Source organism: Rhizobium sp. YTUHZ044, from assembly GCF_051123975.1.
Classification (GTDB): Bacteria; Pseudomonadota; Alphaproteobacteria; order Rhizobiales; family Rhizobiaceae; genus Rhizobium.
The window spans coordinates 267,085-279,759 of sequence record NZ_CP101429.1 but is presented as its reverse complement, the minus strand read 5'-3'; the positions used below and the strand labels follow the sequence as shown (position 1 = coordinate 279,759).

The window sequence follows — 12,675 nt, the reverse complement described above, 5'->3', positions numbered from 1 at the left end:
GACAATGGGATACCGCAACACTTCTCTCTACACGCTCAAATACGTGGCCGAAATGCTCGAGGAGGACGAGGACTTTCTCCACGACTGCTCCATCGGAATGTTCTCCGAGGACGGGCGACTCAGCGCCTACGACAGCTTCCCAGCCTCAGAATTGAGCGAGCCCATCGTTGTCTTCACGGAAGATGGCATCGATAATCTTCGGCACATCATCAACGTCCGCAGAGAGATGGGTGACGCACCGCCCAAGGCTGTCACAAAGGCCAAAGGTTCGGAGCAGTAATACCCGCGGTCCTCACCGGACGGATACTTTGATCCGGCACAGGTTAACGAAGCAGGAAGAAGACAATATTGGGTGAGGACACGCCGCCGGCGGCTTAAGTAGCGGAAACTCTCCCTAACGCACGGCGCGTCCAACGACAGCAATGTTCGCCGTCGCGCTTCAGCCAGTCTGTCAGCACTGCGCGGCGAGACTATGCTGGGGCCGAGCATGCTGAGCACGCCTGTGAGCTGCTGGTCCGCCGATGGCGACCAAGAAGACCGAAGCGGAGCACGGACCCGACAAGGTGGAACGGCTGCAAAGCCTATGATGGCACTTTCAATCTCAGCGCGGCTCTATGCAACGTGGTGGTCGGTGTCAATATAGCACCTAAGCGACAAAGCGCTTGGTCGATGTTATGGATTCACCAGCATGCATTCGGCATGCGGCGACTTCTCACCGAGGCTGCCGCTCGCCCGCATATTCCGATGAAGCCGGCCATTTTTGAAGCTTTTAAAGATCACGACATTTGATCCGGTGTCTGCAGTAGAAGCGCACGCCCTCACCACACTTCCGCGAGAAAGTGACGTTAGATCGAAATCTGCTTCAACAGGAGACGTCAGATCGCCCGCAGCCGTGATCTATCACGGCGCTATTTTTTTAAAGCTCGTCAGCTTGTCGAAAGGTGACGACTTTAGTTTGAGGAGGTGGATGCAGAAGACAGCATCGCCGCCCATTGACAAATAAAGATAAACGCCGGAGTACCTGATGGTCGCAGTAAATGGAAGTAGTAGCTTCGGTGCTCTCTTGGCCCGTACAGGAGGTCATGAACGTTCGAACCGACAACCGTCGCACGCACCTGATCATAAAAAACCGGCCGATCCTAGCGCGCAGCCAGACCCCAAGAGGTCCGAAAGGGCGCACGATCGCACGGACATTCCGCCCAATTCTGGCGACGGCGGGGCTGCATCTCAACAAGAAGCCTTTCAGCTGGCTCTCAACGCCGTAGCGTTAACTATCATGAACGATGTCATGGCTGATGCCGAGGAGGCTATGGCAGAGACAGAAGAGGATACCTGATGCTGGATAGATGGTCCTCGTCAGGAACCGGCGTGTCGTTGATGACGGCACAATTGAAGAAAGGAAAGCAATATGTCAAGTAAAATTGGGTCTAATAGTAGCAAAGGTAGTTCAGGCGCCGCGGGCTCTACAAATACAAAGGCCAAGAATGATGGGGCTGATGCGTTCAAAGCTCAAATGGAGGAGCTGGCGGCGGTTAGCACCGAGGCTACGAATAGGAGTATGTTGCTGCGCACTGTTACAACGCAACTCTCGACGGTCAAGAAGGTCGCCGACGAGCGCGTTCAATAATGTTTGAAGCGTGACTTACGTAGTCTCGATCGCACCATTTGGTAACGCGATGTGGAACTGAAATGAGTCGCACGGCAATTGCCGTGCGGCTTCTATCCTTGTCTGGAAGAATATCCTTGAGTGACGCGATTTCTCTTCATTTCGAAGTCCTGTCAGGCCTCTATTGCGGGCTGACCGGTGTACTGTATCCAGAAGCGAAAGTAATCGGTAGTGGCCTCGACGCCGACATAATCTTTATCGAGCAAGGATTAGCGCCTCAACATCTTCGCATCACTTTTCTTGCAGATTCGATCGATGTCGAAACCCTCGCAGCCGGAATTAGCGTTCAGGGCAAAGGGGATATTGCCGCCGGCGAGCGTGTTGTGCTTCCTCTTCCGGTCGTGATCGACGTAGGCGCGATGTCCATGCTCTGGTCGGCAGAGGGTGCAGCGCCCGCTGAATCAGTCGACACACCACGCCTCTCGATCCGCATACTGGCCTTCGTACTATTGGGCTCCGTCGGGATCGGCGCGCTCTCAATGATTTTCTCCTACTACGTTAGCGCCGATGTATCGAGCGCCAATTCACCTGCTGCTATCCCTAAACCCAAGCTGACTGAAAACGCTGACAATCAGATGGCTGTTGCAGCGGCCAGAGATCTGCAACTGGAAGCGGCTAGAGCGGGCCTGCTCAATATTAAGGTCGACTGGGCCAAGGGGGTTGTTACAGCTGAAGGCACCGTCTCGTCTGCATCGGCTACCAGTTGGCAGAAGGTTCAGGAGTGGTTCGATCATCGCACGAATGGAGCTCTAACACTGGTCAATAAAGTGATCACCAAAGAGGAGAAGGCGCCGTCGGCAATCGCGATTGAAGCGGTTTGGCGCGGGTCCTCGCCGTATGTTGTTATTGACGGAGAGAAGTACTTCGTCGGCGCCCTTTTGGATGGTGGATGGACAATCGATCGGATCGAAGACAGCCGCGTGCTGCTGAGCCGGAATGGCCACGTTGCTTCTCTCCCCTATTAAGTGCTTTCCGGTTCGCAGGCTTAGGAGAACTCCAATGCTCAAGCTGCCCCACCTGCCCTGTTGCACTCGGTATCATCCGGAAATGCAGGAATAAATTGTTGTCCCGTTACGGCGGGTGCTCCAGCTCCAGCAGATCGGGCCCCAGCTTGATCAAGGGCGAGACGATAGCGGCGCAGGACCCAGCGTGAACGACGAAGGTCTCCGAAGCAGGTGGTGTCGCGCGCTTATCCCCAGGCAAGGCGCGATTTCCTGTGCTCCCTCTTTTACGTCTGCCTCGCATGTGGAAAGAGCGCAGGAAACTTGCCCCGGTTGCGGCACCTACATCCGATCATTTTCGGGATGTTCAACTGCTGCGACTTCTCGCCTCTGCGCTCGTAACGGCCGATGTTGGCGGTGGAGCCTGACGGGCCTGGACACGCTGTATACACCCGGGGCCACCGCTTTCGCAGTCTCAGTCTCGAGCGTCGCCATGCGCTGGTGGACCTTCGAAAGCTGCGTAAAAGCAGAGCAATTCTCAAACGATAACAAGGGGCCTCCATGGGTAATATCATTCGTAACCTCATCGAGCGCGCGCCGGCCAGCCCGGACTTAATGGTTGCGCTGATGCTGCTTGTGGCAGTGGCTATGATGGTGATGCCAGTACCAACCGCAGTGATCGACACACTGATTGGCTTCAATATGGGTTTGGCCATACTGCTGCTAATGGTTGCTTTGTATATCAGCACACCCCTTGAATTCTCTTCTTTGCCAGGCGTCATCTTGATTTCCACGGTCTTCCGTCTGGCGCTCACCATCGCAACGACGCGATTGATCCTGGCCGAAGGCGAGGCGGGCAGCATCATCCACACGTTCGGCGATTTCGTAATCTCAGGCAATATCGTCGTAGGTATCGTCATATTCCTAGTCGTGACCATGGTGCAGTTCATGGTCCTCGCGAAGGGCGCTGAACGCGTAGCAGAAGTGGCCGCCCGCTTCACGCTCGACGCCCTGCCGGGCAAGCAAATGGCGGTCGACGCAGAGTTAAGGAACGGCGATATAGATGCCAGCGAATCTCGCAGGCGGCGCGGCGCATTGGAGAAGGAAAGCCAACTTTACGGCGCTATGGACGGCGCGATGAAGTTCGTGAAGGGTGACGCGATCGCCGGGCTCGTCGTTATTTTCATCAACATGCTGGGTGGGATTTCGATCGGTTTGCTTTCGAAAGGTATGCCCTTCGGCGAGGTGCTGCGACATTATACCCTTCTCACCATCGGTGATGCGCTAATCTCGCAGATCCCGGCCCTGCTGCTCTCAATTACCGCGGCGACCATCGTCACTCGTGTAACTGGGGCCGGGAGCCTCAACCTTGGGACCGACATAGTTAATCAACTCACGGCGAGCAGGCGAGCATTACGGTTGGCGGCTTCCGTCTTGGTTGCGATGGGGTTCATTCCTGGCTTCCCTCTACCCGTCTTTTTTATCTTGGCCGCGGTATTCGCCGCGGCAAGCCTTCTCAAGGGTGATGTGCTGGGCACCGGCGGTGTCGATGCTACACCTGCAGCTCCAGTGGAGCCTCAAAACCAAACGATGCCTGCGGAGGCATGTCCAATCGCTCTCTTCCTTGCGCCGAACGTCATGCAAGCCATCGACCAGGTCGAACTAAAACAGCATATTGCACGCGTGTCGCAATTGGTCTCAGCCGATCTTGGCATCATTGTTCCCCGCATCCCTGTTGCGGTCGATCAGCAGCTGCCCGAGTCGAAATTCAGGATAGATATCGAGGGCGTGCCGGTAGAACAGAATCTGATTGATTCGACACAGCTAATGCTTAAAGACGATCGGGCGAACATTCAGTCGAGCGGCATCCCCTTTCGCCAAGATTCTGAAAAGGACATAATCTGGGTCGAACAATGCCATGCGCAGGCTCTTAAGGCTGCCAGCATCCGACATCATCGCCCCAGCGAACTCCTCGCGTTGCGTGTGCAAGGGGCGTTAACCCGCTATGCACCGCGCTTGGTCGGCATTCAGGAGACCAGCCAATTGTTGGGGCGGATGGAGCAGGAATATGCTGATCTGGTAAAGGAGGTGCTGCGCACGACACCGATTCCTCGGATTGCCGACGTACTGCGCCGTCTGCTGGATGAAGGTATCCCGATCCGCAACACCCGCGTTGTCTTGGAGGCATTGGCCGAACGGAGCGAACGTGAGCAAAATGTCGCCCTTCTCACCGAGTACGTTCGTTCTGATATGAAGCGGCAGATCTGTCACCGCTATGCCAATGAACACGGAATCGTGCCCGCGTTCATCATCGAACGTGAGACTGAGGATGTGGTGCGCAGCGCGGTTCGGGAATCGGCTGCGGGGCCCTACCTCGCCCTAGAGGATCGGCAAAGCGAAGCACTACTGTCACAGATGCGTCAGATCCTATCCAGCACAGCGCCTGATCAGACCCGGCCTGTCGTATTAACTGCAACGGATATCCGACGCTTCGTCCGCGGCTTTCTCGCACGAAATCAGATTGATCTTGCTGTGCTGTCTTACCAGGACCTCGCGCCCGACTTCACCATCCAGCCCGCCGGATCCGTTAAGCTCCGCCTTGAAACAACAGTGGACCGTCAGGGGCTCGCGATTTCCGCATTGCCGCAAGTTGATAGCCAAGACCTCGATGATAGGTGAGAACTGAAGATGACTTCGCATAAGAATACAGTCGCTGCAACATCAGTTTCATTTCGATTGAACTCAGTCCTCTTCGCTGTACTCGCCATCCTGCCTCTCGGCGGTTGCGCCAGCTGGAATAAGCCAGCTCTTTCGGTGAAGGAGACGTCGCCCCCAGCGTTGCTCGGCGCCAATCATATCGACCCGGCAATGCGCGAACGCATATTGAGCGCAGTTGGTAAGATTTCTGAAGAGCAAGCGTTACACAATCTGAAGCAGCATCCAGATAATGTTGATGCGGCAATCAGTTTTACCAAGATATTGCTGGCGCAGAAACGAGAACATGAGGCGCTTCAGGTACTCGACGGAGTGCTTGCTACGGATCCAAGTAATCTGCGTGTATTGAACGCGAAAGGAGTTGCCTTGGATCTTCAGGGCCGGCATGACGCCGCACAAGTACTATATCGGCAAGCTCTCAAAGCAGAGCCAGACAATCAGATGTTGCAACACAATTTGAACCTGTCCTTGGATACAGACGGGAAGTCCGATCCACGTGCGTTGGCACCGTAGCATAACTGTGCGCAGCACAGCCTCGATGCGCATGTCGAAAGTGGTTGAAACGGGCCCTTATTTATCAGATAGAAGCCAACTAGCTCTTTGCCAAACCGGCTTGCCTAAACTACCTTCCTTGTCGAGCAGCCAGCATTTGCCGGTGCTCCGTGTGGGCAAACGGATGACGCGGGTGAACGCTGTGGAAAGCTTGCCGCGGTAATTGCAACGCAAGCGTCCTGCCGCTTCCGATTGTAGCCCCGCTTTTCATTAGACTTAACGTGATAGGCGGTGAAGGCGGCGTCATACAGCGTTGTCAGCTGACGGGCATGCATCGGCCCGCCCGCGTGGGATTTCGACTGACGCGCTTGGAAGACGGTCCTTTGCTCATCAGCAAGATCGATCTGCAAAAGTTCGTCCAAGCGCGCGAGTAGCTGGCCCAGGGTCTCCGCCGAGGCCGGCCATGGAGCGATGGCTGGCAACTCCGGCTGCAGTTCTAGGAGGTGGACGACCTCTCCGCAGTGATCCACGCACCGTCTTCGATCTGGCCCAACAGATCTAATGGAGGTCGGCAGTTGTTCGGTGGTCGCTTAGCTTTGCGAGCAGACCGTGCGACACCGACGCAAACTCCGATAGCCTCTCTAAGACCCCTTCCAAATCGGCGCAGCGCTCTGGCTCGAGCTGCCGCCCCCTTGCTCAACATTACAGCTTCGTCCGTCGAGATGAATGCCGGGAAAACGTCGTCTATGGAGGTTGCCAGCGGACGAACATGCCCGTTCTGACGCGAGAGGATTTCCCCGACGGGTGCTTCGAACCCGTTCGCCTGCGGGCTCGTCTTGACTTGCACGGGAGCGATCTGCGATTGCAGGTGCATGATCGTGGTATCGATTAGCCAGCCGGTGTGCAACTGTAGCGTGGCCTGATGGAGTACAATGCGGAGCCAGGCAAACTTCCGCACGATGACGCGCGTGCGGCCCAGTTTGCTCAGAGCATGGGCGAGAGAAGTCCCGCTTTATTGGTCAGACCGCCGCGACGTCGCCCGTGCCTTAACTTGCGGCTAAAGGTTTGGCGGATCTTGCTTTGCTCGCCGACAATCCCGGAACTGCGCGCGTGCCTAACCTGCGCAAATATGTTCATCGCGTTTGCGTCGAATAGACGGACTTAATTGCTGATACAGCACTAGGCCAAGCCACGCGCCAAGTGCCGGTCGTTAAGCAACAATGCCCGTTGCCATGGGGCGAATGGCTTTCGTATTGCCGGCGACGGTATGGCGCGCTGTTGCGGACGATTTTTTCGCCCGGCCTCCAAATAGCCCTTTCCGTTCGGCCGGTTTCGACCAGCAGCCGCATCCCGTCGGGATCGATCCCGCTGACCAGAAGGCTGGCGTACAGCCCCGAGCAGCGTGTGGACAGCAGCTCACGCTGGGATAGAGCCTGCGGCATGCATCCACCCCCTGAATGTAACTGATTGAAAGAATGGATTTTTCTAAACCGCTTCTCGAAGATAGCCCTTTCAGCCATCCGAACGATGGGCACCTGGACAATGCCGGAGCTCGTAGACCTTGGGCCGCACTGAGGAGAATTGATGCTAGAAAAAATCATCAGCGAGGTTGGTAGTGTTTTGGGCCCGCCGACCGACGGTTCCGATCCAATAGTCTTCACATGCTGCTGCCCGCGAGCTTTTCGGCGTTTGCATGCTCGTGCCAAGGCAACGAGTTGCGTGAATTCTGCTGTCACCTTAGCTCAATAGCCGGCGGCGACCTGCTCCGATTCTTCAAGTTTTATTATGAGGCGAAATGCGAACGCTACTCGTTGATCATCATGCGGAACTTGCACGCGCGGTACTTGCTGCGCTCGCGGATAGCGGGTTTGCCGTTGATGTAGCTTGCACTCTCGAGGAGGCCTCGTATGCATTTCATTGTGCGAGCTATGAAATTCTCCTGCTGGAGTTGGTTCTGCCCGATGGCGACGGCTTAGGCTGGTTGAAGCAACTAAGAAGCGAGGGCCACTCAGTTCCCGCCGTCGTTATGAGCTGCTTCGACGATCGCGAGAAGCGAATTGCCTCTTTCAATGGTGGCGCGGACGATTTCCTGCGCAAGCCCGTCTCTCCTGTTGAGCTCATCGCTAGAATGCGGGCCATTCAGCGCCGGGCGATACAGTTGACCGATCCCATCCTTGTATTTGGAAATCTCAACTTCGACCCAATCAGTCGAGCGCTTACCGTTGCAGGTGATCGGCTGACGATCGCACGTCGGGAGCTATGTATTCTTGAGCATCTACTTAAGCGTGCCGGCCGCATCGTGCCGCGTGCGCAGCTGGAAGGTCACCTCTATTCGTTCAACGAGGAGGTGACTACCAACGCGCTCGAAGTCGGGATTTATCGCTTACGTGGACATCTGAGTAGGTCAGGTGCGACGCCACAGATAAAGACTGTCCGCGGCATTGGCTACATTCTTGAATTGCCTGGCGCGGTATCAGCATGATTGGTCGAATATGAAAGAAAGACTGCCTTGAATATTGTTCCAATTCGTCATCCTGACACCCATCGGCCGCTGGCTCTCATCGAAGGACCGAGGCCCCCTAGTCGTCTTTACTTGGGCCCTCTCATCTGCGCGCTCATGCTGTTATCTCCGCTTTCTACCGCGGCCCAAAGCAGCGGGGATGAAGGGGCGCTGCGTGCCACTTCCAGTAGTATCAATGCCACGCTAAACCTCTCCTCTTCGCTCGGCCAGACAGTCCGTCTCCCCGCGCCAGCCGCGACGATCTTTGTTGCCGACCCGACGATTGCGGACTACCAGGCACCCTCGAGCGAAACCATCTTCGTCTTTGGCAAGAAACCCGGGCGGACTACCCTGTTCGCCTTGAACGACAGAGGCGTGGCTCTCGCCCAGATGCAGATCATCGTTACGGATCCAATCGGCGAGCTGCGAGCCATGTTGAGGGATCAGGTCGGAGACTATCCGATCCGTGTCAAGTACACCCCGCGCGGCGCGATTCTTAGTGGTACAGCGCCCGATGCCGAAGCAGTCGACACTGCGAAAAGAATTACCGAGCAATTCCTCGGTGACGGTGCGCAGGTGGTCAATAAGATCAAGGTCGCAGGGTCGCTGCAGGTGAATCTCAGTGTGCGGGTAGCGGAGGTCTCCCGTGGCGCGATGAAGGAGCTTGGGATTAACCTGTCGGCCCTCGGGCAAATCGGAAGTTTCAAGGTGGGTTTGTTAGGCGGCGGCGGTAGAGGCGCCAGCTCTGGTGCCGCTAGTGGTGGTGGTACAGCAGAAATTGGATACAATGATGGTAATATCAACATCGGCGGGGTTCTCGACGCGCTGGCCAAGGAGCACGTCGCTTCCATCTTGGCGGAACCGAATCTCACTGCGATGTCCGGCGAAACCGCCAGCTTCCTCGCTGGCGGGGAATTCCCCGTTCCTGTCCCACAGGAAAATGGGCAAGTCTCAATTGAATTTCGTCGCTTCGGCGTTAGCCTGGAATTCCTACCCACCGTTCTCAGCAACAACCAGATAAATATTCGCGTAAAGCCGGAAGTCAGTGAACTCACGTCACAAGGTGCCGTTCAATTCAGCGGAATTTCCGTGCCCGCAATTTCTACCCGCCGAGCCGATACAGTCGTTGAACTCGCCAGTGGGCAGAGCTTTGCAATTGGTGGGCTCATCAGGCATACCGTAACCAATGATATCAGTGCATTTCCCGGACTCGGTCAGGTGCCGATCCTTGGCGTCCTATTCCGTTCGTCGTCGTTTCAAAAAGAGGAGTCGGAATTGGTTATTCTGGTCACTCCTTACATCGTCAGACCAGGGTCAAACCCGGACCAGATGAGCGCACCCACGATGGCGTCGCCCTTGGATGGGGGGGCCACTGGATCGAATTCGCTACGTCTGCCGCGGAGCCGCGCTACTGGCCGCACTGGCATGCCAAGCGGCAAGAGCAGTGTCGGCTTTATCATCGAATGACGTTCCGGGTCAAAGTTCACCTAGCCGCTCTAACAGCAAGCCTGAGTGGCTGCGCAAGCCCGCCGATCCATGTCGAGCCATCGACACCCATCATAATCCAGCAGGAGACCAGCGTCTTGATTCTAGAGAGCCTTCGCGCCTCCGAACTGCAGCGCTTGCGTATTTTCCTTGGGAGGGCCAGCGGTGGTCGGCGCGACGCACTTCATCTGCTAATCAGCGGGTCGCCCCCGCTCAGCACAGAGGCAGTGCATCAGGCAAAACAGATGGGCATCTACGCTTCCAATATTCAGTTGTTTAACCAACACGAGGGCGGCCATTCAGCGCGAATAGAGGCGATCGTCTATGATGCGAGACCTTCTGACTGCCCGTCATTGTCCAGCACTTTGCCCAATGACGTTGACCAGCCGCTGGGCTGTTCGACGCGCCATAACCTCGCGGTGATGGTCAACGATCCGCGGGATTTGTTCGGCAATCAAGTTATCAAGGCAAGCAACGGCGAGCGCGCGGCCATACCAGTTGCCAAATACAGGACATTCACGGCAGACAAAAATGAAGAATAACCCGCGGCTAATGCCGGGAGCTGACCTGCGTTTGAAGACATGAACCTCTACCGGCAAGTGACTAACAGCGTCCTTGACCATTACTGTCGCAGCTTCAACTTCCCCAACGAATGGGCGACCGGTGTTGTCGCCGATGACTGCTGTACGGGAGGAATCATCGTCAGTCCGATGATCAGCCCCTCGAGATACTGCAAAGTAGTTAAGACCGACAGCCGGACTTCCACAGCCGCGCCAGAAGCCGATCCAGTGCCCGAGAGCCGAATAGCAAGGTTGAGCGCCCATGTCGCCGAGGCGAGTTTGACGCCATGCGCGACCGCAAGATGAGACGCGCGAAAACGCTTGCCGTAATGGGAAGAAGGATAATTGTTCCTGGTGCTTCGGTTCCCTACCCTTTAGCATGGCCCGCCCGGTCGCTGACAAATATCATCCTCCGGCTGCTTTTCCTCTCGATTTGACGAGCATCAAAGAAGCGGGCGCAGCATGTCTTAAAAGGTGTTCAAGGGGCTAAACCGACTTGAGAAACAGGAGACATGCAATGCGTTTGAAATTCTGTCCGATCGCTGCTACGGCAGTCTTGATTGCTTCGGCCGCGCCGTCGATGGCGGCCGACCATCAGATTCAGATGCTGAACAAAGGTGCGGATGGCGCAATGGTGTTCGAGCCGGGCTTCCTCAAGATCGCTCCCGGCGACACCGTAACCTTCATTCCAAAGGACAAGGGCCACAATGTCGAGACCTTCAAGGGCCTCATTCCCGACGGCGTCCCTGAATTTAAGTCCAAGTCGAGCGAGCAGTACCAGACGAAGTTCGATGTTCCGGGCGCTTACGTGCTGAAATGCACTCCGCATGTCGGCATGGGTATGGTCGCGCTGATCCAGGTTGGCGATAACCCGGCCAGCCTCGACGTGATCAAGAACGCGAAAGTGCCGAATATGGTGCGCAAGCGGCTCGATGCCGACCTTGCGCAGATCACGCAGTAATTATATCGGCACTGCGGATGGCGGCGCTCGCCTGCCATCCGCCACCGGCTGTAAGATGAGCCAGAAGCGCAAATTCTCTATTTCCTGAATTCTTGTCTGGGCTCTAATAGGTTGATTGATGGAAGGCCCGTCGATCCGGGCCCCAGCGTTCTGAAGACTGCCTCGACCGCATTTGCGACGGTGTGAACACGCCGGTCGTCACCATTCCTGGCCATCGTCAAAAAGCCGACCGAAAGCCCTCCATTTAGAGCGGATCATTGCTTATCGGAATCGGTTCTGGATTCCCAAATCAGCAGATTTGTGATTCATGCTGGATGCTGGAATGGAGGCCAGCATCCATGACGCGACCCTATTCGAATGATCTTCGCGAGCGAGTCGTTGCAGCGGTTGTGGACGGTCAGAGCTGCCGGGTGGTGGCGGAGCGGTTCGACATAGCTGTCTCATCCGTGGTGAAGTGGTCACAGCGTTATCGGGCCACCGGCAGTGTGTCACCGGGCAAGATGGGCGGCCATCGCCGACGTGTGCTGGAGCCGCACCGCGCCTTCATCGTCGAGCAGATCGAGCAGACATCGCATCTGACGCTACATCGGCTGAAGGATGAGTTGGCCGCCCGCGGCGTGAGCGTCTCCCACAATGCCATCTGGCAGTTCATGCGCCGCGAGGGCTTGAGCTTTAAAAAAAACACTGTTCGCCCTTGAGCAGGGCCGCGCCGACATTGCCCGGCGCAGAGCCCGCTGGAAAGCCTGGCAAGACCGCTTCGATCCGAAGCGGCTCGTCTTTATCGACGAGACCTGGATCCGCACCAACATGGCGCCGTTACGCGGCTGGGGGCCGAGGGGCAAAAGATTGCGCGGCTTTGCCCCGCATGGCCGCTGGCGCACCCTCACCTTCCTCGGCGCCCTACGCTGCGACAAGCTCACTGCGCCCTGCGTCTTCGACGGTCCCATCAATGGCGAATGCTTTCACGCCTATGTCCGCCAGCAGTTGATCCCGACCCTCAAACCTGGCGACATCGTCATCCTCGATAATCTCGGCTCTCACAAAGCCATCCGCGACGCCATCAGGGCCGTCGGCGCCAGGCTCTGGTTCCTGCCAAAATATTCCCCCGACCTTAATCCGATCGAACAAGCCTTCGCCAAGATCAAGCACTGGATGCGCCAGGCCCAAAAGCGAACCAGCGAGGAAACCTGGCGCCATCTGGGCTTACTCGCCGACACCATCAAGCCAGAGGAATGCGCCAACTACTTCTCAAATGCGGGCTATGCTTCCGTCAAAACATGAAAGGCTCTAGTACTACAGTTGCGTTTGATGCCTTGCTTTGTAGTGAGAAAGCATTGCGGATGCTTGATGCCTGC

9 protein-coding genes are annotated in these 12,675 nt (G+C 56.4%); all 9 read left to right on the top strand.

The window, feature by feature from the left end:
* The first annotated feature begins 4 nt into the window (after positions 1–4).
* The 9 genes from NL154_RS29165 (at position 5) to NL154_RS29125 (ending at position 12,601) form a co-directional block, all read left to right on the top strand.
* Positions 5–280, top strand: coding sequence for a hypothetical protein (locus NL154_RS29165; RefSeq protein ID WP_430961152.1), 276 nt, complete (start codon positions 5–7; stop codon positions 278–280).
* A 1,463-nt stretch (positions 281–1,743) separates the two neighbouring features.
* On the top strand, positions 1,744–2,631 hold the full coding sequence (locus NL154_RS29160) for a SctD/MshK family protein (RefSeq protein WP_434734543.1): 888 nt from the start codon (positions 1,744–1,746) through the stop codon (positions 2,629–2,631).
* Positions 2,632–3,168: 537 nt separating this feature from the next.
* Positions 3,169–5,286: a type III secretion system export apparatus subunit SctV gene (sctV, locus tag NL154_RS29155; RefSeq protein ID WP_430961981.1), complete on the top strand. Its 2,118-nt coding sequence runs from the start codon at positions 3,169–3,171 to the stop codon at positions 5,284–5,286.
* A gap of 9 nt (positions 5,287–5,295) precedes the next feature.
* Positions 5,296–5,835, top strand: a complete 540-nt coding sequence (locus tag NL154_RS29150; RefSeq protein ID WP_430961149.1) for a tetratricopeptide repeat protein — start codon at positions 5,296–5,298, stop codon at positions 5,833–5,835.
* A gap of 1,774 nt (positions 5,836–7,609) precedes the next feature.
* Positions 7,610–8,296 (top strand): response regulator, encoded by a 687-nt coding sequence (locus tag NL154_RS29145; protein ID WP_430961148.1) that lies wholly within the window; start codon positions 7,610–7,612, stop codon positions 8,294–8,296.
* Between the two features lie 27 nt (positions 8,297–8,323).
* Complete coding sequence (locus NL154_RS29140; protein WP_430961147.1) at positions 8,324–9,781, top strand: type II and III secretion system protein family protein; 1,458 nt, start codon at positions 8,324–8,326, stop codon at positions 9,779–9,781.
* Positions 9,778–10,341 carry a CpaD family pilus assembly lipoprotein gene (locus tag NL154_RS29135; RefSeq protein WP_430961146.1) on the top strand — a complete coding sequence of 188 codons (564 nt, stop codon included), beginning with the start codon at positions 9,778–9,780 and terminating at the stop codon, positions 10,339–10,341. Before NL154_RS29140 ends, NL154_RS29135 begins: the two co-directional genes overlap by 4 nt.
* Before the next feature lie 535 nt (positions 10,342–10,876).
* Positions 10,877–11,320, top strand: coding sequence for a pseudoazurin (locus tag NL154_RS29130; RefSeq protein WP_430961145.1), 444 nt, complete (start codon positions 10,877–10,879; stop codon positions 11,318–11,320).
* Between the two features lie 338 nt (positions 11,321–11,658).
* A protein-coding gene (locus tag NL154_RS29125; RefSeq protein ID WP_430961980.1) for an IS630 family transposase occupies positions 11,659–12,601 on the top strand; the annotation gives its coding sequence in 2 pieces (ribosomal slippage) (positions 11,659–11,994 and positions 11,996–12,601; 942 coding nt in all).
* Positions 12,602–12,675 lie beyond the last annotated feature (74 nt).